20 protein-coding genes are annotated in these 24787 nt (G+C 70.7%); 8 read left to right on the top strand and 12 right to left on the bottom strand.

Annotated elements, in window-relative coordinates; translation table 11 throughout:
- The first annotated feature begins 8 nt into the window (after positions 1-8).
- Both OHT57_RS39790 and OHT57_RS39785 read left to right on the top strand, forming a co-directional pair.
- On the top strand, positions 9-2924 hold the full coding sequence (locus tag OHT57_RS39790; protein ID WP_328751676.1) for a glycoside hydrolase family 48 protein: 2916 nt from the start codon (positions 9-11) through the stop codon (positions 2922-2924).
- A 277-nt stretch (positions 2925-3201) separates the two neighbouring features.
- A complete protein-coding gene (locus OHT57_RS39785; RefSeq protein WP_328751675.1) occupies positions 3202-5862 on the top strand; it encodes a cellulose binding domain-containing protein in 2661 nt (886 codons plus the stop codon).
- 55 nt (positions 5863-5917) lie between these two features.
- On the opposite strand, the gene OHT57_RS39780 is transcribed toward OHT57_RS39785, so the two are convergent.
- Positions 5918-7789: a rhamnogalacturonan lyase gene (locus OHT57_RS39780; RefSeq protein ID WP_328751674.1), complete on the bottom strand. Its 1872-nt coding sequence runs from the start codon at positions 7787-7789 to the stop codon at positions 5918-5920.
- A gap of 44 nt (positions 7790-7833) precedes the next feature.
- Positions 7834-8784: a helix-turn-helix transcriptional regulator gene (locus OHT57_RS39775; RefSeq protein WP_328751673.1), complete on the bottom strand. Its 951-nt coding sequence runs from the start codon at positions 8782-8784 to the stop codon at positions 7834-7836.
- A 39-nt stretch (positions 8785-8823) separates the two neighbouring features.
- On the opposite strand from OHT57_RS39775, the gene OHT57_RS39770 reads away from it, so the two are divergent.
- Together OHT57_RS39770 and OHT57_RS39765 are read left to right on the top strand one after the other, a co-directional pair.
- Positions 8824-9303: a hypothetical protein gene (locus tag OHT57_RS39770; protein ID WP_328751672.1), complete on the top strand. Its 480-nt coding sequence runs from the start codon at positions 8824-8826 to the stop codon at positions 9301-9303.
- Positions 9300-9770 (top strand): hypothetical protein, encoded by a 471-nt coding sequence (locus tag OHT57_RS39765; protein ID WP_328751671.1) that lies wholly within the window; start codon positions 9300-9302, stop codon positions 9768-9770. Before OHT57_RS39770 ends, OHT57_RS39765 begins: the two co-directional genes overlap by 4 nt.
- On the opposite strand, the gene OHT57_RS39760 is transcribed toward OHT57_RS39765, so the two are convergent.
- Both OHT57_RS39760 and OHT57_RS39755 read right to left on the bottom strand, forming a co-directional pair.
- Complete coding sequence (locus OHT57_RS39760; RefSeq protein ID WP_328751670.1) at positions 9745-10488, bottom strand: class I SAM-dependent methyltransferase; 744 nt, start codon at positions 10486-10488, stop codon at positions 9745-9747. The genes OHT57_RS39765 and OHT57_RS39760 overlap by 26 nt on opposite strands.
- A 4-nt stretch (positions 10489-10492) precedes the next feature.
- Positions 10493-10798, bottom strand: a complete 306-nt coding sequence (locus tag OHT57_RS39755) for a 4a-hydroxytetrahydrobiopterin dehydratase (RefSeq protein ID WP_328751669.1) — start codon at positions 10796-10798, stop codon at positions 10493-10495.
- A 236-nt stretch (positions 10799-11034) separates the two neighbouring features.
- On the opposite strand from OHT57_RS39755, the gene OHT57_RS39750 reads away from it, so the two are divergent.
- From OHT57_RS39750 to OHT57_RS39735, 4 genes are all read left to right on the top strand, one after another.
- Positions 11035-11880, top strand: coding sequence for a helix-turn-helix domain-containing protein (locus tag OHT57_RS39750; RefSeq protein WP_328751668.1), 846 nt, complete (start codon positions 11035-11037; stop codon positions 11878-11880).
- 200 nt (positions 11881-12080) lie between these two features.
- Positions 12081-12944: a helix-turn-helix domain-containing protein gene (locus OHT57_RS39745; protein WP_328751667.1), complete on the top strand. Its 864-nt coding sequence runs from the start codon at positions 12081-12083 to the stop codon at positions 12942-12944.
- Positions 12945-12991: 47 nt separating this feature from the next.
- The gene (locus OHT57_RS39740; protein ID WP_328751666.1) at positions 12992-13801 is read left to right on the top strand and encodes an SAM-dependent methyltransferase; all 810 of its coding nucleotides are present in this window, start codon (positions 12992-12994) and stop codon (positions 13799-13801) included.
- A 169-nt stretch (positions 13802-13970) separates the two neighbouring features.
- Entirely contained in the window at positions 13971-14438 is a 468-nt protein-coding gene (locus OHT57_RS39735) for a nitrate reductase molybdenum cofactor assembly chaperone (protein ID WP_328751665.1), read from the top strand.
- Positions 14439-14459: 21 nt separating this feature from the next.
- Here the strand turns inward: OHT57_RS39735 and dnaK are convergent, their stop codons facing one another.
- The 8 genes from dnaK to OHT57_RS39695 form a co-directional block, all read right to left on the bottom strand.
- Complete coding sequence (gene dnaK / locus OHT57_RS39730) at positions 14460-16319, bottom strand: molecular chaperone DnaK (protein ID WP_328751664.1); 1860 nt, start codon at positions 16317-16319, stop codon at positions 14460-14462.
- A gap of 97 nt (positions 16320-16416) precedes the next feature.
- Complete coding sequence (locus OHT57_RS39725; protein WP_328751663.1) at positions 16417-17175, bottom strand: glycerophosphodiester phosphodiesterase family protein; 759 nt, start codon at positions 17173-17175, stop codon at positions 16417-16419.
- 7 nt (positions 17176-17182) lie between these two features.
- Entirely contained in the window at positions 17183-18523 is a 1341-nt protein-coding gene (locus tag OHT57_RS39720) for a hypothetical protein (RefSeq protein ID WP_328751662.1), read from the bottom strand.
- Between the two features lie 92 nt (positions 18524-18615).
- On the bottom strand, positions 18616-19044 hold the full coding sequence (locus OHT57_RS39715) for an OsmC family peroxiredoxin (RefSeq protein ID WP_328751661.1): 429 nt from the start codon (positions 19042-19044) through the stop codon (positions 18616-18618).
- A 62-nt stretch (positions 19045-19106) separates the two neighbouring features.
- Entirely contained in the window at positions 19107-20837 is a 1731-nt protein-coding gene (locus tag OHT57_RS39710; protein ID WP_328753450.1) for a vWA domain-containing protein, read from the bottom strand.
- 56 nt (positions 20838-20893) lie between these two features.
- The gene (locus OHT57_RS39705; RefSeq protein WP_328751660.1) at positions 20894-21955 is read right to left on the bottom strand and encodes an ATP-binding protein; all 1062 of its coding nucleotides are present in this window, start codon (positions 21953-21955) and stop codon (positions 20894-20896) included.
- Between the two features lie 164 nt (positions 21956-22119).
- Positions 22120-24204, bottom strand: a complete 2085-nt coding sequence (locus OHT57_RS39700; protein WP_328751659.1) for a phage holin family protein — start codon at positions 24202-24204, stop codon at positions 22120-22122.
- Between the two features lie 138 nt (positions 24205-24342).
- Positions 24343-24744: a hypothetical protein gene (locus OHT57_RS39695; protein WP_328751657.1), complete on the bottom strand. Its 402-nt coding sequence runs from the start codon at positions 24742-24744 to the stop codon at positions 24343-24345.
- Positions 24745-24787: the final 43 nt, after the last annotated feature.

The following is a 24787-nucleotide window of genomic DNA, read 5'->3' as shown; positions in this document are numbered from 1 at the left end:
AACCAGCAATGCCCCCCACGAGGAGACGCCGGCCTGCCCGGCGATTGTGGACCGCTGTCGTGGCGGCCCTCGTACTGCCGTTCGCGATGCTGAGCGCGGCTTCAACTCCCGCACAGGCAGCGGCGGTTCAGTGCAGCGTCGACTACAAGACCAATGACTGGGGCTCCGGTTTCACCGCGGACCTGACGATCACCAACCGCGGCACGGACGCCATCAACGGCTGGACGCTCACCTACAGCTACGCCGGCAACCAGAAGCTGAGCAACGGTTGGAACGGCACCTGGTCCCAGTCCGGCCAAGCGGTCTCCGTCACCAACGCCACGTACAACGCGAACATCGCCGCGGGCGCAGCCGTCACCACCGGGGCGCAGTTCACCTACAGCGGCACCAATGCCGCCCCGGCCAACTTCGCGGTCAACGGCACCAGTTGCACCGGCGCGCACCAGCCGCCGATCACCGTCTTGACCAGCCCGGCCGCGGGCGCGGCCTACACCCAGGGCACGGCCGTTCCGCTCGCCGCGACCGCGGCCGCCGCGGACAACGCGACCATCAGCAAGATGGAGTTCTACGACAACACCACGCTGCTCGGCACCGACACGACAGCGCCCTACTCGCTCTCGGTCTCAAGCTTGACCGTGGGCAGTCATTCACTGCTGGCGAAGGCGTACGACAGCCTGGGCGCGTCCGGTGAGTCCACGCCGGTGGGCATCACGGTCGTCTCGGGTCCCGCGGTCGTCGCGTCGGCAACCCAAGTGCCCGTCCAGCAGGGCAAGACGGGTACGTACACCCTGAAGCTGTCGACGCAGCCTTCGGCCAACGTGACCGTCACCACCGCCCGCACCAGCGGCAACACGGGTCTCACGGTGACCGGCGGGGCCTCGCTCACCTTCACCCCGTCGAACTGGAGCACCGCGCAGACGGTGACCATCACGGGCAACGCCTCCGGCACCGGTGCGGCGACCTTCGAGTCGACGGCGACCGGGCACGCCAAGGCCTCGGTGACGGTCACCCAGATCGCGGCGACGGGCACGTACAACGCCCGCTTCCTGGATCTGTACGGCAAGATCACCAACCCGGCGAACGGCTACTTCTCCCCCGAGGGCATCCCCTACCACTCGGTCGAGACACTGATCGTCGAGGCGCCGGACCAGGGCCACGAGACCACGTCGGAGGCATACAGCTACCTCCTGTGGCTGCAGGCCATGTACGGCAAGGTGACGGGCGACTGGTCCAAGTTCAACGGGGCCTGGGACATCATGGAGAAGTACATGATCCCCACCCACGCCGACCAGCCGACCAACTCCTTCTACAACGCCTCCAAGCCGGCCACCTACGCGCCCGAGCTGGACACCCCCAACGAGTACCCGGCCAAGCTCGACTCCTCGGTGCCGGTCGGCTCGGACCCGATCGCCGGCGAGCTGAAGAGCGCGTACGGCACGGACGACGTCTACGGTATGCACTGGCTCCAGGACGTCGACAACGTGTACGGCTACGGCAACTCGCCCGGCAAGTGCGAGGCGGGTCCCACGGACACCGGACCGTCGTACATCAACACCTTCCAGCGCGGCGCGCAGGAGTCGGTGTGGGAGACAGTGCCGCAGCCGACCTGCGACCAGTTCAAGTACGGCGGCAAGAACGGGTACCTGGACCTCTTCACCGGTGACGCCTCCTACTCCAAGCAGTGGAAGTTCACCAACGCCCCGGACGCCGACGCGCGCGCGGTGCAGGCCGCGTACTGGGCCGACACCTGGGCGAAGGCACAGGGCAAGGGCTCCGACGTCTCCGCGACCGTGGGCAAGGCCGCGAAGATGGGCGACTATCTGCGCTACGCCATGTACGACAAGTACTTCAAGAAGATCGGCAACTGTGTCGGTCCTTCCACCTGCGCGGCCGGCACCGGCAAGGACGCGTCGAGCTACCTGCTGTCCTGGTACTACGCCTGGGGTGGCGCGACCGACACCTCGGCGGGCTGGGCCTGGCGCATCGGCTCCAGCCACATGCACGGCGGCTACCAGAACCCGATGGCCGCGTACGCGCTCAGCTCGTACGCCGATCTGAAGCCCAAGTCGGCGACGGGTGCGGCGGACTGGAACACCTCACTGACCCGGCAGCTGGAGTTCTACCGCTGGCTGCAGTCCAGCGAGGGCGCCATCGCGGGCGGGGCGACGAACAGCTGGGCGGGCCGTTACGCGACTCCCCCGGCCGGCACGTCGACCTTCTACGGTATGTACTACGACCAGCAGCCCGTCTACCACGACCCGCCGTCCAACCAGTGGTTCGGCTTCCAGGCGTGGTCGATGGAGCGGGTGGCCGAGTACTACCAGCAGACGGGGAACGCGCAGGCCAAGACGGTCCTCGACAAGTGGGTCAAGTGGGCACTGTCCAAGACCACGATCAACCCGGACGGCACCTACCAGATCCCCTCGACGCTGCAGTGGTCGGGCCAGCCCGACACCTGGAACGCCTCAAGTCCCGGCGCCAACACCGCACTTCACGTCACCGTCGCCGACTACACCAACGACGTCGGGGTGACCGCCGCGTACGCCAAGACCCTGAGCTACTACGCCGCCAAGTCGGGCGACACCGCGGCGAAGACGACGGCGAAGGCTCTGCTGGACGGCATGTGGAACAACTACCAGGACAGCCTGGGCATCGCGGTGCCGGAGAACCGGGCGGACTACAACCGCTTCGACGACGCCGTGTACGTCCCGAGCGGCTGGACCGGGACCATGCCGAACGGCGACGCGGTCAACTCGACGTCGACTTTCGAATCCATCCGGTCGTTCTACAAGAACGACCCCGCCTGGTCGAAGATCCAGGCCTATCTGGCCGGCGGTGCGGTGCCGTCGTTCACGTATCACCGGTTCTGGGCCCAGGCGGACATCGCCCTGGCCATGGGGTCGTACGCGGAGCTTCTGGAATAGCCCCCGCCGAGCGCTCCGCGAGGAAGCCGTGCTTGTCGACTGCGGGTCCGTAGTGGCTGGTCACGCAGTTCGTCGCCCCGCCCTGAAGGGGTGCCCGCGGCATCGCTTCCTTCGCGGAACCGCTTGAAGGCTTCGCGTGCTCGGTCCCGTCACCTGACGACGGGACCAACCGGCCGGGCGGCCCCCTCCCGCACTGGGGGCCGCCCGGCAACTCTCGCACCTGACGGAAAGCGCTTACCCTCCCCCACCCTCTCCCTTTCCGGAAAGGACTCCCCCCGTGCGAAGAACCCGCATTCTCACGGCCGTACTCGCGCTCGCGGCCGGGCTGCTCGCCGGTACCCCGACCGCGCTGGCGGCCGGCAGCACCCCGAAGGTCTCGCTCGCCGCCGACACGTACACCTGGAAGAACGCCCGGATCGACGGCGGCGGTTTCGTCCCCGGGATCGTCTTCAACCGCAAGGAGAAGAACCTGGCCTACGCCCGCACGGACATCGGCGGCGCCTACCGCTGGCAGGAGTCGTCGAAGACCTGGACGCCGCTGCTCGACTCGGTCGGCTGGGACGACTGGGGGCACACGGGTGTGGTCAGCCTGGCCTCCGACTCCGTGGACCCGGACAGGGTGTACGCGGCCGTCGGGACGTACACCAACAGCTGGGATCCGAAGAACGGCGCGGTCATGCGCTCCTCGAACCGGGGCGCGAGCTGGCAGGCGGCCGCCCTTCCCTTCAAGCTCGGCGGCAACATGCCGGGGCGGGGCATGGGAGAGCGGCTGGCGGTCGACCCGAACAAGAACAGCGTGCTGTACCTGGGCGCGCCGAGCGGCAAGGGGCTGTGGCGGTCGACGGACTCCGGCGTCAGCTGGTCGCAGGTGACGGGCTTCCCCAACGTGGGCAACTACCAGCAGGATCCGAGCGACACGAGCGGCTACGCCAGTGACAACCAGGGCATCGTCTGGGTCACGTTCGACGAGCGGACGGGCACGTCGGGCAACGCGACGCAGGCGATCTACGTCGGTGTCGCCGACCTCCAGAACTCGGTGTACCGGTCGACGGACGGCGGCGCGACCTGGAGCCGGCTCGCCGGTCAGCCGACCGGGTATCTCGCCCACAAGGGTGTCCTGGACGCGGTGGGCGGCTATCTGTACCTCTCCTACAGCGACAAGAGCGGGCCCTACGACGGCGGCAAGGGCCAACTGTGGCGGTACGCGACGGCGACGGGCACCTGGACGAACATCAGCCCGGTCGCGGAGGCGGACACCTACTACGGCTTCAGCGGCCTGACGGTGGACCGGCAGAAACCCGGCACGGTGATGGCGACGGCGTACAGCTCGTGGTGGCCCGACACCCAGATCTTCCGGTCCACCGACAGCGGGGCGACCTGGACGAAGGCATGGGACTACTCGTCGTACCCCACACGTGCGAACCGCTACACGATGGACGTCTCGTCGTCCCCCTGGCTGACCTGGGGCGCGAACCCGTCGCCGCCCGAACAGAGCCCGAAGCTCGGGTGGATGACGGAGTCGCTGGAGATCGACCCGTTCAACTCGAACCGCATGATGTACGGGACGGGAGCGACGCTCTACGGCACCGAGAACCTCACGAACTGGGACTCGGGCAGCCAGTTCACCATCAAGCCCATGGTGCAGGGCCTGGAGGAGACGGCCGTCAACGACCTGGCCTCGCCGCCCTCGGGCGCCCCGCTGCTGAGCGCACTGGGTGACATCGGCGGCTTCCGGCACACCGACCTGACCAAGGTCCCGTCGATGATGTTCACGTCCCCGAACTTCACGACGACCACCAGCCTGGACTTCGCCGAGACGAACCCGAACACGGTCGTACGGGTGGGCAATCTGGACTCGGGTCCGCACATCGCGTTCTCGACGGACAACGGGGCCAACTGGTTCGCGGGCACCGACCCCTCGGGCGTGAGCGGCGGCGGCACGGTGGCCGCCGCGTCGGACGGCAGCCGGTTCGTGTGGAGCCCGGACGGCGCGGGTGTGCAGTATGCAACGGGCTTCGGCTCGTCGTGGTCGGCGTCGAGCGGGATCCCGGCGGGCGCGATCGTCGAGTCCGACCGGGTCGACCCCCGCACCTTCTACGGCTTCAAGTCCGGGAAGTTCTACGTGAGTACGGACGGCGGGGCGACCTTCACCGCGTCCGCCGCTGCCGGCCTCCCGGCCGGTGACAGCGTGCGCTTCAAGGCACTGCCCGGAGGGAAGGGCGATGTGTGGTTGGCCGGCGGGGCCACCGACGGGGCGTACGGCCTGTGGCACTCCACGGACGGCGGCGCCGGCTGGACGAAGCTCTCGGGCGTCGACCAGGCCGACGCGATCGGCTTCGGGAAGGCGGCGGCAGGAGCGTCGTACCAGACCCTCTTCACCAGCGCGAAGATCGGCGGGGTCCGTGGCGTGTTCCGTTCGACCGACAAGGGCGCTACCTGGACCCGCATCAACGACGACGCCCACCAGTGGGGTTGGACCGGCGGGGCGATCACCGGCGACCCGCGGGTGTACGGCCGGGTGTACGTCTCGACCAACGGCCGGGGCGTGATCTACGGCGACACCTCCGACACGGGCGGCGGCACCGGTCCCACGGATCCGACCGACCCGGCACCGACGGGTGCCTGCACGGTGACGTACAAGATCACCAACCAGTGGTCGGGCGGCTTCCAGGCGGACGTCCAGCTGAGCAACACGGGTACGAGTGCCTGGTCCGGCTGGTCACTGGGCTGGTCCTTCCCCAACGGCCAGACGATCTCCCAGGCCTGGAACGCCGAGACCGCCCAGTCGGGTTCGACGGCCACGGCCAAGAACGTCAACTGGAACGCCAACGTGGCGGCGGGCTCGTCCGTGAGCTTCGGCTTCACGGGCAACTGGTCGGGCACCAACGGGAAACCGGCGTCGTTCAAGCTGGGCGACCGGAGCTGCACGGTCGCCTGACGGTTCGTCCGCACGGTGGGTGCGTGTCCCCGCGGGGACACGCACCCACCGTCGTTCACGGTGTGTACACCGTCGGCCTCGGCGCTGTGGCCATTCCGTTGCCGAGGAAGAAGCTCGGGTGCGGGGGCTGATTGTATGCAGTGTTCTGCCAGGCGAGGCCTGTGCGGTACATCGTGTCGTGGAGGAGGGTCGTGATCTTCGTGGTCGTCTCGTACGGGGTGGAGTAGATACGCAGGGCCGTGTTGTCGGACGTCGGCCAGACGACCTCCTCGCGCCAGTCGCCCAGGATGTCCCCGGACAGCGACGGCGTCGCCTTCGTGCTGTTGTTGGAGTGGACGCCGGAGCCGGTCAGCAGGCGGGTGTCGGAGGAGGTGCCGTACTTGTCGATATGGGTGCCGTCGAGGAGTTCACGGACCGTGTCGCCGTCCCACCAGGACAGGAAGTTGACGGAGGCCGGCTCGCGGCCCTTGGTGGCGCCGCCCTCGTCGCGGATCGAGGAGTCGGAGGCGGACCAGACCTCGGCACCGTCGTTGCCTGCCCAGATGTCACCGGCGACGCCCCGGCCGTTGTCGCAGCAGGCCGCGATGCTCCAGTTCACCGTGCCGTTGGCCGGGTTGATGTACAGCTCCGCGGGCTGGGACGAGGACTCCGAGACCTTGAAGTACTCGAGGCCCGCGTGCGAGGGGTCAAGGTCGCCGAGGTGCTGGGCGTCGCCGTGGCCCGTCCTCGTGGTCCACAGCCCGTTGCCGTTGTCGTCGACGGCCATCGCGCCGTAGACGATCTCGTCCTTGCCGTCGTTGTCGACGTCCCCGACGGACAGGCTGTGCGAGCCCTGACCGTCATAGCCCTTGCCGCTGTTGGTGGAGGAGCTGGTGTCGAAGGTCCAGCGGCGGGTGAAAGCGCCGCCCCGCCAGTCCCAGGCCGCGATGACCGTCCGCGTGTAGTAGCCCCGCGCCATGACCAGCGACGGACGGGCGCCGTCCAGATAGGCCGTCCCCGCGAGGAAGCGGTCGACGCGGTTGCCGTACGAGTCGCCCCACGACGACACCGTGCCGCGCGCCGGCACATAGTCCACGGTCTGCATCGCCTTGCCGGTCTGCCCGTTGAACATCGTCAGGTACTCGGGGCCGGACAGCACGTACCCGCTGGAGTTGCGGTGGTCGGCCGACGAGCTGCCGATCACGGCGCCCGTGCCGTCGACCGTGGCGTCGGCCGTCTTCATGGCGACCTCGGCCCTGCCGTCGCCGTCGTAGTCGTACGCCTGGAACTGCGTGTAGTGCGCGCCGGAACGGATGTTGCGGCCCAGGTCGATCCGCCACAGCCGGGTGCCGTCGAGCTTGACGCCGTCGAGGATCGTGTTGCCGGTGTACCCGGACTGGGAGTTGTCCTTGGCGTTCGTCGGCTGCCACTTCAGGACGAAGTCCAGTGCCCCGTCCCCGTCGAGGTCGGCGACGGAGGCGTCGTTCGCCTCGTAGGTGTACGCCACACCGTCCGGGGTCGTTCCTCCGGCGGGCGGGCTGATCGGAACGTCCTTGTATCCGGTGCGCAGTTGGACCGCGTGGACGGAGTCGGCCTGCTCGACACCGCCGACGATCGCGCGGACCGTGTAGTCGGCCTGGGCGGGCGCGCCGGAGTGGAAATAGTTCGTGGAGCCCGTGACCGGGGTCGAGTTGACCTTCGTGCCGGCGCGGTAGACGTTGAACGAGACGTCGTTCGGGTCGGTGCCGAGCCAGCGCCAGCTGACCAGGTTGCCGCTGTCGGTGTGGACGCTGACGACTCCGCGGTCGAGCTTCTCGACCTGGCGGGCGGTGGCGGCCTCGGCGGTGTCCGGGCTCAGTACGGTGAGTCCCGCGGCCACCAGGGCCGTTGCGGCGGTCACTGCCGAGAGGAGGACTCGGCGTCTGCGGTGCGGGTGCGGGTGCTGCACGGGGTGAACCTCCGAAGCGGAGAGGACGGGCGGGTTCCGCCCACTCAGTCGCCGCACGGGGAAGCCGGGTTGCCGTACCTTTCGGCCAGTTCAGCGATCGTTCGAGCCATCCGTTCACGCAGCTCAGGGGGGTCCAGCACCTCGATGTGGGTGCCCAGGCGCAGGAATTCGCCATGGGCGTGCTCGACGGACTCGATGGGGACGCGGGCGACAGTCCAGCCATGGGGGTCCGTGTCTCCCGGTACCGCTCTCGGCAGCTTCACACCGGGCGCGAGTCGTACGACCGCCTCGCCCCGGTACAACCGGTCCTGGAAGTCCCGCTGATACGCCGTCCAGTACGCGGCCAGACCGAAGTCCTCGGGCCGAGTGAACTCGGTGTCGGAGGTGCGGAGTTCGAGGATCTGGTCGACACGGTAGGTGCGTGGCCCCGGACCCGCGACGACGTACCAGCGCCCCGCCTTGAGCACCAGCCCGTACGGCTCCAACCGCCGTTCCACATCGCTGGGTTCGGCCCAGCGGCGGTAGCGGACGTGCAGCACCCTGCTGTTCCACACCGCCTGCGCCACCGCCGTGAGGAACGGCGTCTCCTCGGTCTGTGCGTACCACCCTGGCGCGTCGAGGTGAAAGCGTCCGCTGATCCGGTCCGTGTGGGCCCGCAGTTCGGCCGGCAACGCGGCCCGCACCTTCAGCTGGGCAGCCGCGAGGAACGGGCCCAGACCCAGCTCGGCGGCGGCCCCCGGAGCGCCGGCGAGGAAGAGGGCCTCCGCCTCGTCGGCGGTGAGTCCGGTCAGCCGGGTGCGATAGCCGTCGAGCAGACGGTAACCGCCGGCGTGGCCCGCGTCGCCGTACAGCGGGACCCCTGCCGTGCTCAGTGCCTCGACGTCCCGGTAGACCGTGCGGACCGAGACCTCCAGCTCCTCGGCGAGCTGGGCAGCCGTCATCCGGCCCCGGGCCTGGAGCAGCAGGAGGATCGAGACGAGTCGGCCGGCCTTCACTGCCACATGGTGTCAGTGAAGCGGCCCTACCGTCCTGCCATGGCCTTCACCGAGAAGCTGCTGACCGTGCCCCCGCCCATGACGGTCGCCGGGCGGCGGATCAAGCGCTACCACGTCACCGCCGACCCGGCCGGCATCGCGCCCGACGTCGAGAAGGCGGCCTACGACATCCTCCCCGACCTGCTGCCGGAGCCCGACGGGACCGCGCCCGCGACCTTCGTCGTCCTGCACCGGGGCGCGGACACCGGCGCCTACCTCAACGCCTACAGCTGGGTGTGGGACAACGTGCTCCACTTCCGGGGCGCCTGTGCCGGGCAGCCGGCGCTCCGGTGTCCGGACCTCGACCCCACGCACTTCATCAAGCCGGACCTGCCCTGGATCGGCTGCGTCTGGGAACTCCCGCCGATCCTGCACGAACGGGACGCCTGGGTACGGCACATGCTGGCACCCGAAGTCCCGGACCTGGACGCCTACTTGGCCGATTCCCTTACCGAAGGAACCACAGGAGACCGCTCATGAGCAGCCCGCGCGACTTCGACTTCTTCCACGGCGACTGGGAGGTCACGAACCGCCGCCGCACCGACTTCCTCGACCCGGACAGCGCATGGGAGGAGTTCCCGGCCACGCACCGCTGCTGGCCCCTGTTCGACGGCGCCGCGAACGTCGACGAGATCGACATGCCGCATCTCGAAGCGAAGGGCGTGACGTTGCGGCTCTTCGACCGGGAGACCGGACAGTGGTCGCTGAACTGGGCGGCGAGTCACAGCGGGAAGCTTTTCCCGCCCGTGACCGGACGGTTCGAGGGCGGCCGCGGCGAGTTCCACGGCGACGACACCCACGACGGGACGGACGTGCGGGTGCGGTTCGTGTGGGCGGACATGTCCCCGACCGCGGCCCACTGGGAGCAGGCGTTCTCCGTCGACGGCGGGGAGAGCTGGGTGACCAACTGGACGATGGAGTTCAGCCGGCCCTGCGGAACGCCCTGACGCCGAACACCGGGTCGGCGCGCGGGAGTTCCTGGTCCGGGAGTGCCTCCAGGCGGGCGGCGAACCGTTCGGTGAGAGGGTCGCCGGGCGGCAGCTGGGTGAACCAGCCGCGCCGCAGGTCGGCGGCCGTACGCCGGGGGCTGCGGCCCTGACCGCGGCCCGGGAAGCGGGCCTGCCCCGCCGGGTGCAGGAGGTGGGCCCCGGCGTACGACTCCACGAGCGGCGCCGCGTCGGGGGCCGGGCGGCGCGGTCGCGGGGCGAGGACTGCGTCGATGTCGCTGCCGACGTCGTGGGCGGCGGCCTTGTCGACGGTGGTGACGTACACCCCGCCGGGTCTCAGGACCCGGGCGCACTCGGCGACGACGGCGCGGACGTCCCCGGGTTCGTCGAAGAGGTGCAGCAGCCACACACTGGTCACCGCGTCGAACGCCCCGTCGGGGAAGGGCAGCGCGCGGCTGTCGGCGAGCACGACGGCGCCGGGCAGCCGGCCGGCGGCCACGCTCGCCATGCCGTACGTCAGGTCGGCGCCCGTCACCCGGGTCGTGGGCCGCGCCTCGGCGAGCCTGCGGGTGACGATCCCGGTGCCGCAGGCCACGTCCAGGAGCCGCCGGGTGCCTGACGGGACCAGGCCGAGTACGGCATCAGCGGCCGCGGCGGCCCTGGGCTCACCGCCGCGGGTGGAGTCGTAGGCGTGGGCCTCCTTGTCGTAGTCGAGCACGGGCTCACTGCGCTCCGTGGCCGGGGGCGAGCGCCGTCACGCGATGCGCGAGCTCGAAGTCCTTCTCGGTGACGGCGCCGCCCGCGCTGTGGGTGTGCACGGACAGGTCGACCGTGTTGTAGCCGAGGGTGAGGTCGGAGTGGTGGTCGAGCTCCTCCTGGACCTGGGCGATGTGCACGACCATCGCGGTCGCGGCGAAGTGCGTGCCGAGCCGGTACGAGCGGGTGAGGCGGCCGCCGTCGACGGACCAGCCCGGCAGCTCCGCGAGCCGGTCCTCGATCTCCTTCTGCGACAGGGGTTCGACGGGCATGACCTCGCTCCTTCCTGGGGGCCTGAGTGTGTGTCCAGCGTGCCACAACTGTGCTGCCGCGGCCCTGGTCAGACGGGTTCCCGAGGGCCGCTCGCGGACACCTTCGGCAGAGGTCGTCGACGGATTCGGCGACCTGGAGCGCTCCGCACGAGCGCGTGGGTGCCGCACCCGGCAGGGAAGAGCAGGAACGGTCACCGCCGTGCACGCCGGGCACCACCCCGACTACGGTCGTCCGCATGACCATGCTCCCGTCAGGCAAGGCCGACCCCGCCGCCACCTCCTCCAGCCAGGCCATCGGCATCGGCATCGGCCCCCTCCTGCGCTCCTGGCGGCAGCAACGGCGTCTCAGCCAGCTTGAGTTGGCGCTGCGGGCGGACTCCTCGGCGCGGCACATCAGCTTCGTCGAGACGGGCCGGTCCCGGCCGAGCGAGGAGATGGTGCTGCGGCTCGCGGAGCACCTGGAGGTGCCGATGCGGGAGCGCAACGACCTGTTGCTGGCGGCCGGTTACGCCCCGCGCTTCTCCAGGACGCCCCTGGACGACCCGGCACTGGAGGCCGTACGGGAGGGCATCGAGCGCCTCATCCAGGGCTACGAGCCCTACCCGGCCCTGGTGTTCGACGCCTCGTACCACGTGGTGGCCGCGAACCGGGGCATCATGATGCTCCTCGACGGCGTCCCGGAGTTCCTGCTCCGGCCCCCGCTGAACACGATGCGGCTCACGCTGCACCCGCAGGGCCTCGCCCCGCGCATCCGCAATCTGCGGGAGTGGCGCGGGCATTTGCTGGACCAGATGCGCCGCCAGATCGCTCTGAGCCGCTCCGGGTCGCTGCGCGAGCTGTACGAGGAGGTGGCGGCGTACCCGATGCCGGAACCCGAGGGCGACGGCCCGGAGAGCAGCGAGCCCGTCCCGTACTTCGCGCTGCCGATGCGCATCGAGCACGAGGGCCGGACGCTGTCGTTCATCTCGTCCACGTCCACCTTCAACACGCCGATGGACGTGACCGTCGCCGAGCTGGCCATCGAGACGTTCCTGCCGGCCGACCCGGCGACGGTCAAGTACCTTCACACGCTGCTGCCCTGACGTGCCATCAGGATGGTGTGCCGGAACAGGGGGTCCCGGACCGGAGTGCGCCGGCCCGGGACCCGTGCTCTCACTCTCCCGCCCGCCCGTTCCCCCGTCGATTACGCGAAAGGTAATGAAGGAAGCGTCCGTGACCGGTGAGACCGACACGGGAACATGACACACTGCACGCGAACTTCGACGCGTAGGGGAGGCGTGGCGTGAGTGAGCGGCGGCCTGCGCCGACCGTGGGTCAGGTGGTCCTCGGCAGACGGCTTCAGGAACTGCGGGAAGCTGCGGGCCTCAAACGCGAGGAGGCCGCGCAGGTACTGCGGGTGGCTCCCGCGACCGTGCGGCGGATGGAGATGGCCGAGGTCGCCCTGAAGATCCCGTACGTCCAGGTGCTCCTGGAGACGTACGGCGTCCCCACGGACCAGACCTCGGCCTTCGTGCAGCTCGCCGAGGAGGCGAACAAGCCGGGCTGGTGGCAGCGTTTCCACGACGTGCTGCCCGAGTGGTTCAGCCTGTACGTGAGCCTGGAGGGCGCGGCCCGGATCATCCGCTCCTACGAGCCGCACTTCGTGCCCGGTCTGCTCCAGACCGAGAGCTACGCGCGGGCCGTCATGGAGGCCGGGACGATCGGGCAGACGGGTCCGGACGCGGTGGAGCGGCATGTGTCGCTGCGCATCGAGCGGCAGCGGCTACTGGAGCGCCCGAACCCGCCCCACCTGTGGGCGATCATGGACGAGACGGTGCTGCGCCGCCCGGTGAGCATCCGCGGCGAGGTGATGCGCGAACAGCTGGACAAGCTCCTGGAGTTCGCCGAGCGCGACCGGGTCACGCTCCAGATCTGCGAGTTCGAGGACGGCCCGCACCCGGGCACGTACGCGCCCTTCTCGCTGTTCCGCTTCGCCGAGCCGGAGCTGCCCGACATGGTCTTCACCGAGTACCTGACCGGTGCGCTGTATCTGGACTCCCGCCAGGAGGTCGCCACGCACCTGGAGGTCCTGGACCACATGTCGGCGCGTGCCGCGTCGGCCGAGCGTACGAAGAAGCTGCTGCGGGAGCGCCGCGAGGACTTCTGAGCAGGCAACACGACAGCACCACGACCTCACAGGGGAGCAGACAGCGCATGACCGGATCCGACGTGCCCAGAATCGACACGAGCCGCCCGCATCCGGCGCGGGTCTACGACTGGTGGCTGGGCGGCAAGGACAACTACCCGGTGGACGAGGCACTGGCCCGCAAGATCCTCGAAGTGGACGGCACCGTGCTGCGCGGGGCGCGCGCCAACCGCCGTTTCATGACGAGGGCCGTGCGCACCGCGGCCGAGGCCGGGATACGCCAGTTCCTGGACATCGGCACGGGCATCCCCACCGAACCCAACCTGCACCAGGTCGCCCAGGGCGTCGCCCCCGACGCGCACGTGGTGTACGCGGACAACGACCCGATCGTGCTCCGGCACGCGGAGGCGCTGCTGGGCGGCACCCCCGAGGGCAGCACCGCCTACGTCCACTGCGACATCCGCGACGTCGACACCCTGCTGGCCCGGGCGGCCGAGTCACTGGATTTCGCCGAGCCGCTCGCGCTGTCGCTGGTGGCGCTGACGCACTACCTCGACGACGATCCCGCCGGGGACGACGTGCACGGTCTGGTGGCGAAGTACGTCGACGCGCTCGCCCCGGGGAGCTACCTGATCCTGTCGCAGGTGACCGCCGACCTCAGCCCGGCGGACGTCGAGAAGGCGGCCGCCCACTTCCACCGCAGCGGCCTGGCCTTCCACCCCCGTCCGCTGGAGGGGTTCCGGCGCTTCTTCGACGGCCTTGAGCTGCTGGGCCCCGGTGTGATCCCGGCCTCCGGGTGGCGGCCCGAACCGGAGGACGTGGCGGTCCAGGCGGAGGGCATCGTGCCGGTGTACGCGGGGGTCGCCCGCAAGGCCTGACCCGTACGGGTGCCGTGAACGGGTGCGCTCCCCCGCCCCGCCCTAGGTTCGGAGGAACCGCGGGCCGGCAAAGAGGGAGCGCACGCCGGGGCGGTTCCTCCGGCCCCCGGCGAGACGGCCCCCGACGCGCCGCGCACACGGCGGACCACCGACGACTGTGGAGGCCGAGATGCCCTCGGATGCGGTGCTGTACCAGGCGGCGGCGCTCTGTCTGACGTACCCCGACGACGACTTCCGCGCCCGGCTGCCGCTGCTGCGCGAAGCGGCCCCGCAGCTGCGGGAGTTCGCCGACCACGCGGCGGTGACGCCCGCGCCGGACCTGGCGGCGCACTACGTGCGGGTCTTCGACGTCGAGAACCGGCACAGCCTGTATCTGAGCCGATGGCAGGACGGGATGTCACCGGCCCGGTTCAAGGGGGTCTACCGGGCCGCCGGGCTGGAGTTCGCCGGTGAGGAGCTGCCGGACTTTCTGCCCTCGGTACTGGAGCTCACGGCCCGCACCGGGGACACGGGTCTGCTCACCGAACACCGTGACGGTCTGCGGCGGCTGGGATCCCGGCTCGGCGACCTGGGCACACCGTACGCGTCCGTCCTGGACGCGGTGTGCGCCACGCTGCCGGCCGGGGTGCGCCCCTGACGGCGAAGGCCCGGCGTGCTCTCAGGCCGCCCCGCCCTTGTGGTCCCGCTCGTCGTCCACGATCTCCGCGTCGACCACGCCCTCCTCCTCCTGCTGGGGTGAGGCCTGTTCGCTCTCCGGCGGCGACTGCTGGGCCTGGGCGTACATCGCCTGGCCCATCTTCTGGCTGACGGAGGCGAGCTTCTCGACGCCGTCGCGCAGGGTGCTCGTCTCGGCGTTCTCCGCCAGGAGCCGCTTGAGGTCCGTCACCGCCGACTCGACCTCCGCGGTCGTGTCGGCCGGGACCTTGTCGCTGTTCTCGCGGACGAAATTCTCGGTCTGGTAGACGAGTTGCTCGGCCTGGTTGCGGGTCTCGGCGGCCTCGCGGCGGCCCCGGTCCTCCTCGGCGTACTGCTCGGCCTCGCGCATCATGCGGTCGATGTCGTCCTTCGGGAGCGCCGAGCCGCCCGTCACCGTCATCTTCTGCTCGCGCCCGGTCGCGAGGTCCTTCGCCGAGACGTGCATGATCCCGTTCGCGTCGATGTCGAAGGCGACCTCGATCTGCGGCACGCCCCGGGGCGCGGGCGGCAGGCCCGTGAGGTCGAAGACGCCGAGCTTCTTGTTGTACGCGGCGATCTCCCGTTCGCCCTGGTAGACCTGGATGCCGACGGAGGGCTGGTTGTCGGTGGCGGTCGTGAAGATCTCCGAACGGCGCGTGGGAATCGTGGTGTTGCGCTCGATGAGCTTCGTCATGATGCCGCCCTTGGTCTCGATGCCCAGGGACAGCGGGGTGACGTCGAGGAGCAGCACGTCCTTCACGTCGCCGCGGATGACGCCGGCCTGGAGCGCCGCGCCGACCGCCACGACCTCGTCCGGGTTGACCCCCTTGTGCGGGTCCTTGCCGGTGAGGTCCTTGACGAGATCGGTGACCGCGGGCATCCGCGTCGAGCCGCCGACGAGGATGACGTGGTCGATCGCGGCGAGCTTGATGCCGGCGTCCTTGACCGCCTGGTGGAAGGGGGTCTTGCAGCGGTCGAGCAGGTCGGCGGTGAGTTCCTGGAACTGCGCACGGGTCAGCTTCTCGTCGAGATGCAGGGGCCCCTCGGCGGAGGCGGTGATGTAGGGCAGGTTGATCGTGGTCTCCGAGGACGACGACAGCTCGATCTTCGCCTTCTCGGCTCCCTCGCGCAGCCGCTGCAGCGCCATCTTGTCCTTGCCGAGGTCGATGCCGTACTGCCCCTGGAACGTCTTCACGAGGTGCTCGACGACCCGCTGGTCCCAGTCGTCGCCGCCCAGACGCGTGTCGCCGTTGGTCGCCTTGACCTCGATGACCCCGTCGCCGATCTCCAGCAGGGACACGTCGAAGGTGCCGCCGCCGAGGTCGAAGACCAGGACGGTCTGCTCCTCGCCCCGGTCCAGGCCGTACGCCAGCGCCGCCGCCGTGGGTTCGTTGATGATCCTCAGGACGTTCAGCCCCGCGATCTCGCCGGCCTCCTTGGTGGCCTGCCGCTGGGAGTCGTCGAAGTAGGCGGGGACGGTGATCACCGCGTCGGTGACGTCCTCGCCGAGGTAGGACTCGGCGTCCCGCTTCAGTTTCTGCAGGACCCGCGCGGACAGTTCCTGCGCCCGGTAGCGGGTGCCGTCGATGGCGCCCTGGTCCGGGAAGCGCCAGCTCCCGTCGCCCATGTACCGCTTCACGGAGCGCGCGGTGCGCTCGACGTTCGTCACGGCCTGCCGCTTGGCGACCTCGCCCACCAGCACCTCGCCGTTCTTGGCGAAGGCCACGACCGACGGTGTGGTCCTGGCCCCCTCCGCGTTGGCGACGACGGTGGCCTCGCCGCCCTCCAGCACAGCCACCACCGAGTTCGTGGTCCCCAGATCTATCCCGACCGCACGTCCCATCACTGTCCCCTTCCGCAAGGTGGTTCCGCCAGGGAGCCTTCCCGCACTCCAGCACAAAACTTGAGTGCGTTCTTGTCAATCGTGCGAGTGGCCCCGCTCAGGAGGACGAGTACCCCAGCGGGCGCTCCTCGTGTGGTTTGCCCCGCAGCGCTACGGCTCGCCGCGGCCGGTCGGTGATCAGGACGTCGACGCGCGGGTCGTCGAGGAAAGCCCGCATCCGGGTGTCGTCGTTGACCGTCCACACCATGGTGAACAGATCATGCCGGGCCGCCTCGCGCAGCACGGTGGCCCGGGCCAGCAACTGGTGCACGGCTACTCCGCTCGCGCCGCAGGCGCGCACCCGGCGCATCGGCAGGAGCTCGCTGAGCCGGACACCGGCCAGCCGGGCCCGGGTGATCTCCTTGCGGTCGCGCCCCAGGGACAGCGCCGTGCGCACCCGGGGGAAGGCCCGGGCGACGGCCGCGACGGAGCGGTCCTCCAAGGTGGTGGCGACGAAGCCGTCCGTCCCGAGCAGGGCGACGGCCCGGTCGATCAGCTCCCGCTCGTAACCGGTCTCCTTCAGGTCCAGATGGCCGATCAGCCGCCCCGAGATCAGCGACATGACCTCGTCGACGACCGGCACGGGATATCCGGCCCGGTCACTGAGCTCGGCGTGGGTGATCTCCGCCAGGGGCGGGCCGGTGTGGCCCACCCGGGCGTCGTGGTAGACGACGAGGACGCCGTCCGCCGTACGCCGGATGTCGAACTCGGCGTACTCCGCCCCGGACCGGATCGCGTCCTCGTACGCCGCGAGGGTCGCGGCACCGGCACGCTCGGATCCGCCTCGGTGGGCGGAGACGGCGGGGCGTCGGTCCATACGGGGGTCAGCTTCCGGTCGGTGGGCGCTGGGCGGGGATCGGGGCGGGCGGGGTCAGCAGGGGGCCGGAGCGTCTGCCGGTCCGGATGATCCGGACGTATCCGATCACGGCGAGCACGAGGAAGGGAACCCAGGCCAGGAGGTAGGCCGGGAGGTATCGCGGGTCGAAGATGGAGCGGTGGTCGTTCACGGTCGTGGCGTTGACGCCGAAGAACGCCAGCAGCAATGTCGGCGGCAGGGCGATCAGGGTGGCGATCGCGACCAGCACGGACACCGTGCGGTCCCTGCGGTCGTCGCGCTCGGAGAGTTCGGCGTCCAGGGCCGCCGAGCGGGCGCTGATCACCGAGGTCAGCCGCTCCACCATGCGGGCCGAGTTGTCCAGGCTGTCCCGGATGCCGAGCGCGTCGCGCAGGGAGGACTGGAAGGCCTCCATGACCGTCTCCGGGATGAGCAGGCTGTCGACGTACGCCTCCACTCCGAAGGCCAGGTCTAGCTGGAGTTCGTTGACCCCGGTGGACAACTGCGAGATCAGCGACCGGATCTCGTACGGCGAGCTCGCGGACGCCTGTTCGTTCGCCCGCATCGTCTCGAAGGCGGCCAGCCGGGTGCGCTGCAGGACGGCCAGCGCGGAGATCATGCCGACGGCCACCAGGATCAGGCCGTTCTCCACGTGCTCGGCCCACCCGGCGTGCACGGAGACCCCGCGGCCGTGCGCCGAGAGTGTGCTGCCGTGGTTGCGCAGATTGGGCGGTTCCGTCGTCGCCATCCGGCCGCGGTAGAGGATCTCGTTCAGCATGAGGGAGCGCTGCGCGGCCTCGGAGTTCAGCAGGTCGTCGCGCAACTCGCCGCCGGGAAAGACGAGTTGGTGCACGTTCTGGCCGAAGGCGAGGGGGTCCGACGGGACGGGCCGCAGTCCGAGCGCGGTGAGCAGCGGACGGTCCCCGAGCATGATCTGGTCCCGGTCGAAGCAGGTGGCCGCGAGCCACTCGGCCAGGGCGGCGGCCGGGGTCGGTCCGGCGAACCCGCAGTCCATGGCCAGGGTGATGTCGCCGCGCGGGGTGGCGAGGACGGCGATCTCGACCGACGCCGGTTCCAGACCGTGGAAGCCGTGCGAGAACCGCAGCTCCCCGGGCTCCACCGTGGCGACCGGCAACGGCACCGGCAGCACCGCCTCACTGGATCTGAGGTGCAGGGCGAAGCGGCCGAAGTCGAACCGGTCTACGAGGCTGCCCGGCGAGGGGCGGTCCTCCTCCAGGCTGCCGGTGAGGCTGAACAGCATGAGGACACGGGTGAGTTCACGGGTGCCGGAGTCGAGTGCCGCCGCGCTGCTGGATGTTCCCGCAATCATCGTGTTGCCTCCCACACCGACGACTTCATACCCCGGACCGACGTTGCGCAGCCCCCTTCACAAGGGCTGCGCAACGTGCAGGACAGGTCGCCTCAGGCGAGCTTCGCGTCCAGGGTGATCGGTACGGACTTCAGGGCCTGGCTGACCGGGCAGTTGGCCTTGGCGTCGTCCGCGGCGGCGGCGAAGCCCTCCTCGTCCAGGCCCGGCACGGTGCCCTCGACGGTGAGGTGGATGCCGGTGATGCCCTCGCCCGGCTGGAAGGTGACGTCGGCCGAGGTGAGGAGCTTGGTGGGCGGGGTGCCGGCGCCGTTCAGGGCGTGCGAGAGCGCCATGGAGAAGCAGCTGGAGTGCGCGGCGGCGATCAGCTCCTCGGGGCTGGTCTTGCCGTTGGCGTCCTGGGAACGCGAGGCCCAGGTGACCGGCTGTGCCTCGATGGCACCGGAGGAGTCGAAGTTGACGACACCGCTCCCCTCGAGGAGGTTGCCTTCCCAGACGGTGTGTGCGGAGCGCGTGGTGGCCACGATCAGTCCTTTCCTGTGGTCCCGCTGACAGGGGGTACGGGAACCATCCGATCACACTACGCTCAGCTCACCCGGAAGACCGGCCCACGTGCGGTGAACGGCAGCCTGGCCCCCTGCGGGATCAGATAGGCGTGCTCGCGCCGGACCCGCAGCACGTCGCACCAGCCGTCCGTGATCACCAGTACGGGCGCGCTCGCGGGGAAGTCGTCGGCGCGGTGCAGCAGGTCGATGCCGGGCTGCAGGACGGTGCCGCCGCGGCCGTGCACCCGGACCCGCTCGGCGATCTCGGTGACGGGCAGATAGCCGGCGTCGTGCGGGGCCGCGTCGCAGAACACGACCCGGGCGGCCGGTACGTCCCGTGCCTCGGCGTACGAGGCGATCGCGCCCAGTGCCTTGCCGAGCAGGGTGCGGTTCATCGAGCCGGAGGTGTCCAGGACCACGCCGAAGGTGCAGCGGGCGATCTCCTCGGGCGGGAAGTACCGGCCTGCGCGGGGGATGCCGGGGGTGGCGGCCTGACGGCGCGAGGGACGGGCGTAGGTCCTGACGGGCTGTGGGCTGGGCACGAACTCGTCGAACCAGCGGGCGAGCCGGGCGTCCCAGGGCAGCGGCGGATGGCTGAGCGCGCGGATCTCCTCGACCAGGCCGCCGGGCAGGAACCCGCGCTCCTGCTGCCCGTGCAGGTCGAGGCCCTGGGCGAGGCCCCTGCGGTAGAACTCGTCGAGGTCGACGTAGTCGCGGGGCGAGCCGAGCGGGCCGCCGAGGATGTCGCCGACGCCCTTGCCCCGCAGGGTGGCCAGCCGGCGCTTGCGGCGCAGGTCGCCGGCGATGCGGTCGTAGACCTCCTCGGAGGACAGGCCGGCGAGCTCGGGGTCGTACAGCAGGCCCTCGGGCATGAGGCCGATCTGCATCTCGTTCAGCCAGCCGTTGATGACGTAGTCGCAGGCGACGTTGAAGAGGTAGGGGTCACGGGTGCCGCAGCGGTCGCCGTGGCGCAGGGCGGCGTGCAGCATCTCGTGGGCGAGGACGAACCGCCATTCCTCGTCGTCGAAGCGGCGCAGCGGGTTGATGTAGATCTCGGCGGCCTCGGCGTCGACGGCGGCGATGGCGATGCCGTGGGCGCGGGCGAGTTCGGCGTCGGCGACCACCTTGATGCCGGCCGCGATGCCCCCGAGCAGCGGATAGGAGGAGACGAACCAGCTCAGGGCCTGCTGCCAGGGACGCCGCTGCGGCGCCTCGCCGTCGAGGGAGTCCCGGCGGCCGCCCGCCATGTCCATCGCCGCGGACACCGTCCGGGTCAGTGCGGTGGCGAACGCCAGCTGCCAGTCCGGCGGTTGGGACCAGCCCGTCCATCCCAGCAGCAGCTGGTCGGGCCCGGCGCCGGCGGTACCGCAGTGTTCGTAGACGGCCGGGACGCCGTCGCGCCGCCACCGCGCGGCGAGTTGCTCCTCGTCACCGTCGGGGTAGGAGGCGGGCAGGTGCTCGGGGGTCCTGCCGACGGGGAAGCCGAGCAGGAAGCGGTTGACGACGAGACAGCGGGCGGCGAGGTCGAAGCGGTCGGGCTGGGTGCGTTCGCCCTTCACCGCCGGGACGTGTCCGAAGCCGAGGTGGAGGACGGCGTGGGCGAGCGCCCAGGCCCAGGCGGTGGGCTCGGCCAGCCGGTCGGGGTGGACGTGCAGATCGCCGTCGGAATCGACGACCACGAGCCCGTCCCGGGGCGCGAAGCGGCACTCCTCCTGACGGCAGACGTCGAACTCGACGGCCGCGAGCGCCGGGTTGGCCCGCAGCAGTTTCATCCCCTCGGCGAACGCCTCACCCGCGAGGTCCCGCTTCTTCTTTTCGGGGCTTCGGCTCACCGCCGCGCCTCCACCAGCCGGGGCATGTCGCGGGCCGCCTCGACGAGGAACCACGAGGGCAGGACGGGATTGCCGTCGTCACCCGCGGCGATGACGGTCTGGGCCACCTCCACGGAGATCTCCGCGAGTTGGACGAGCAGCGACTTGGCGCGGTACGCGGTCTGCCGGCCGTTCGCCGACATGTGCTCCTTGCTGACCGGGAGTTCCTTGATCAGACGGCCGCGGAAGGACTCGGCGAGGTAGTAGAGCAGGTCGCGGTCCTCCAGCCGTCCCGGCCAGCGGGTGTCGCCCTTGATGATCGCCTCGATGCCGAACTGCCCCCGCACGATCTTGACGTATCCGCAGAAGGCGGTCGCGTGCGCCGGCGTCAGCGTGCCGTGCGCGAGGACCTTCAGGGTGTCCTCGTCGAGGTCCTGGCCGAAGGAGTGCAGCGCGTCGGAGAGCATGTGCCAGGAGCGGGGCGTGGAGAACGGCTCCTCGGTCTTCGGCGGCTTGGACCACAGGTGGTCGGGCCGGTCGGTGAGGTGGTCGAGGATCCACGGGTGGATGCCGTTCTCACCGGCCCAGATCAGCCAGTCCTTGGCGGACGCCTCCAGGTGGACGTGGGTGAGGCGGTTGACGAGGGCGGAGGCGATGGGCCGGGCCAGCGCGTTGTCGGTGGACCGGTTGCCGGCGCCGATGACGATGGAACCCTTGGGGAGTTCGTAGGCCCCGATACGGCCGTCCAGGATGAGCGAGTAGAACGCCTTCTGCACATCCGGCGTGGCCGCGTTCAGCTCGTCCAGGAACAGGCAGTACGGCTCGTCACGGGCGATCGACTCCGGCGGGCAGAACACGGACCGTCCGTCCCGGATCTGCGGCACCCCGATGAGGTCCTCGGGGGCCAGCTGGGTACCGATCAGGCTCACGCACTCCAGCCCCAACGAGGCGGCGAACTCCCTGACCAGGGACGACTTCCCGATACCCGGCGCACCCCAGACGAAGACGGGCCGCACGGTCGCGAGGCCGAGGAGGAGGTCGGGGATCCGGGAGGGCGTGACGGTGACGGCGGCCTGCAAAGCGGTGGCTCCAGGGAGGGTTCGAGAAGGGGTGACTCGAACAGTGTGGGCGGCGGGCCGAGGAGCCGCAGCTGGTTTTCCGAGCCGCCAGGGCCGCGCAGGACCGCTCAGGGTCGCGGCGCGGTACCGACAAGCGGCTCCGCCACGTCGGCGCAGCCGAACCCCTACGCGGCCTTCTTCTCCCGTGCGGTCAGCGGTACTTGAGGGCCGCCCGCCTCGTCGAGCCATCGCCGGAGCATCTGATGGACCCCCTCCGCCCCGACCAACCCGTCGGGTGGCGCGGACAGGGCGAGCGGCGACAACAGGAACGGCTTCCCCTGGGCCCCGCCGAGCCCGCCGTGCGAGCCGATCTGCTCCTCGAAGGCGAGCACTTCCCCCTCGGCGGGGTCGTACCACGAGTTGACCATGATGTCGGCGGTGTGCGGGAAGGAGTGCGTGCGGCGCACGGCCTCGGCCGCGCCGGGCCCGAAGTCTGCCAACGGCCCTGGATCGTCGTCGAGTCGGTCGAGGGGAATCTCCGTACCGAAAGGCCCCAGCACCACCCCGCCGTGCTTCTCGCTGCGCACAAGAAGGAACCCGATGCCGGGATGGTTGGCGAGGGTGGTCAGCAGGGCCGGGTGCCGTGCGTCGATCTCCTCCTTGCTCATCCGGTGATGCACATCGGGGAAGGAGACCAGCCCGAGGTTGCCCGAGGCCAGCACGATCGGCTCGGAGCCGCGGGCGGGACGGAACTCCTCCCTGCCCTCCTTGTGCGGCCGGCGCAGCGCGGCACGCACGGCGGCGCGGGCCTCGGCCCCGCTGTGGGTGCGCTCGGCCCTGCGCGACACGGGCAGCCCGCAGCCGGCCCGCACCAGGTCACCGAGAGTGAGTCCGTAGCGGGTGCGGAAGGTCTCGCCGGGGCTCTGGCCGTGGTCGGAGAGGACGACGATCCGGTACGGGCGCGGGGCGTGCTCGGCGACGTTCTCGATCAGTGCGAGGGAACGGTCCAGGCTCTCCAGTACCTTCGCGGCGTCACGGCCGGTCGGCCCGGAGTGGTGGGCGACCTCGTCGTAGGCCACCAGGTCGGCGTAGACGGCCGTACGGCCCGCGAGCATGTCGCCCATCACGGCGGTGACCACGACGTCCCGCTCGACGATGGTCGCGAAGGCGCGGACGAGCGGGTACAGGCCCCCGCGGCCCACCCGCGGGCGCTCCTTGCGGGCCCGGGCGCGGGTCGACTGGCCGATCTCCCGGCCGACCTCGGCGAAGAAGGACAGGGCGGTGCGGACGGCGTTGGCGGGGTCGGAGAAGTAGGCGAAGTAGCCCGCCCGGGAGCGGGTCTCACGGCTACGGCGGCGGGCGGCGATGGACAGGACGAGTGCCTGTTCCTCGGCGCCGCCGGAGAAGAGGTTGCCGCGGCTGGCGCCGTCGACGGTGAGCAGTCCGCCGTGTCCCGCCCACTCGACGGCCCGGCGCTGGAGCTCGGCGGCGCTGGTGGGGCGGTTGCAGACCATCACCTCGCCGCGGTCCTTCTCGTACCAGCGGAACGCGGGGACGTCGTGGTTGCTGCCGTGCAGGATGCCGAGCTGGCTGGCGCCGGTCTGGCTGGACCAGTCGGTGCGCCAGGAGGTGAGCCGGTGGGTGGGGCGCGCACGCCGGCCGGGGGCGTCGGCGCGGCCCGTCCAGCGGGCGACGGTGGGCATCAGTCCGCCGGCGACGGCGGCCAGCAGGACGTCGTGGCCGACGCCGTCGAGCTGGATGAAGACGGTGCCCGGGGTGGCCGGGCCCGCGGGGCGGCGTCTGCGGCGGCGGTCGGCGAGGCGGTAGAGGCGGCGCCGGTAGGCGTCGTCGTCGCGCACCGCGAGGGCACCGCCGGTCGCGGATGCGACGGCGGACATCACCGCGGCGACCACGACCGCGGTCTCGGGGGCGGCGTCGCCGCGCTCGGCGGGGTTCAGCCGCAGGGCGAGCAGCAGCAGCGCCCCGTTGAGGAAGAAGACGAGGAGGCCGAGCACCAGGGTCGGCACCAGCAGGAACAGCCGCACGAGCAGCGGCCAGACCACGGCCGACAGCACTCCGAAGGCACCGGCGCCGAAGGCGGCGGTCACGGCGATCCGGGTCGCGCTGTCACCGGTCGGCGACTGGAGCCGGAAGTCCGGCAGGATCCCGGCCAGGACGAGCATCGTGAGCGTCGACACGGCCCACACCGTGACGCTGCGCCCGACCTGACTGGCCACCCGCCGCCAATGCCCTGCAAGCACGCGCCGCACACCTCACGTCCCGGCCCGTCGTCGGTGCGGGCGCTGGGGTCAGCGTGTCACACGGGTCGGACAGCCGGATCCTGGTGCGGGGCCGCGGCGGCGTCCCACGCGTCGGCCGCCGTGCCGATGCCCCTGTGGCGGAGCGGCTCAACGCCCGTCGTATCCCGCCGTCGGCATCGACAGCCTGCGGTGCACCCGGGCCTTCATCTGGGCGTCGTACAGGGGCTCCGCGACGCCGACCGTCTCCACCCGCACCCCTCGCCGGGCACACTCCGCGGCGAACTCCTCGACCGAGGACAGGGCACTCTCCAGGACCCGGCGGCTCGGTGCCACGAAGAGGTCGGTGCCCGCCCGCACCCCGTCCCACAGCACACCGTGGTCGGCCCGCAGCCCCCGCACCAGCAGTTCCCGCTGCACGGTGTACCCCCGCTCGGCGGCCCAGCGCGCGCACATCGCGTGCTGGCTGCGCGAGTCCACCAGGAAGGGGTCGGCGTCCAGTTCCTCCAGCGGCGTCAGACTCGCGATCGCCGTGACACGGACCGGTCCCATGGTGTCCCCCTCACCTCCGGGTTTCGCCGCCGACCCTACTCCA

The sequence above is a fragment of the Streptomyces sp. NBC_00285 genome, from assembly GCF_036174265.1.
Taxonomy (GTDB): domain Bacteria; phylum Actinomycetota; class Actinomycetes; order Streptomycetales; family Streptomycetaceae; genus Streptomyces.
This window is presented reverse-complemented; position numbering and strand designations above follow the sequence as displayed.

What these genes read in the sequence shown, in the direction of transcription:
- OHT57_RS39790 (WP_328751676.1), top strand. Translation starts at nt 9, where the DNA reads ATGCCCCCCACGAGGAGACGCCGGCCTGCCCGGCGATTGTGGACCGCT.
- OHT57_RS39770 (WP_328751672.1), top strand. Translation starts at nt 8,824, where the DNA reads ATGGCCTTCACCGAGAAGCTGCTGACCGTGCCCCCGCCCATGACGGTC.
- OHT57_RS39765 (WP_328751671.1), top strand. Translation starts at nt 9,300, where the DNA reads ATGAGCAGCCCGCGCGACTTCGACTTCTTCCACGGCGACTGGGAGGTC.
- OHT57_RS39755 (WP_328751669.1), bottom strand. Translation starts at nt 10,798, where the DNA reads ATGCCCGTCGAACCCCTGTCGCAGAAGGAGATCGAGGACCGGCTCGCG.
- OHT57_RS39750 (WP_328751668.1), top strand. Translation starts at nt 11,035, where the DNA reads ATGACCATGCTCCCGTCAGGCAAGGCCGACCCCGCCGCCACCTCCTCC.
- OHT57_RS39740 (WP_328751666.1), top strand. Translation starts at nt 12,992, where the DNA reads ATGACCGGATCCGACGTGCCCAGAATCGACACGAGCCGCCCGCATCCG.
- OHT57_RS39735 (WP_328751665.1), top strand. Translation starts at nt 13,971, where the DNA reads ATGCCCTCGGATGCGGTGCTGTACCAGGCGGCGGCGCTCTGTCTGACG.
- dnaK (WP_328751664.1), bottom strand. Translation starts at nt 16,319, where the DNA reads ATGGGACGTGCGGTCGGGATAGATCTGGGGACCACGAACTCGGTGGTG.
- OHT57_RS39725 (WP_328751663.1), bottom strand. Translation starts at nt 17,175, where the DNA reads ATGGACCGACGCCCCGCCGTCTCCGCCCACCGAGGCGGATCCGAGCGT.
- OHT57_RS39720 (WP_328751662.1), bottom strand. Translation starts at nt 18,523, where the DNA reads ATGATTGCGGGAACATCCAGCAGCGCGGCGGCACTCGACTCCGGCACC.
- OHT57_RS39710 (WP_328753450.1), bottom strand. Translation starts at nt 20,837, where the DNA reads ATGAAACTGCTGCGGGCCAACCCGGCGCTCGCGGCCGTCGAGTTCGAC.
- OHT57_RS39695 (WP_328751657.1), bottom strand. Translation starts at nt 24,744, where the DNA reads ATGGGACCGGTCCGTGTCACGGCGATCGCGAGTCTGACGCCGCTGGAG.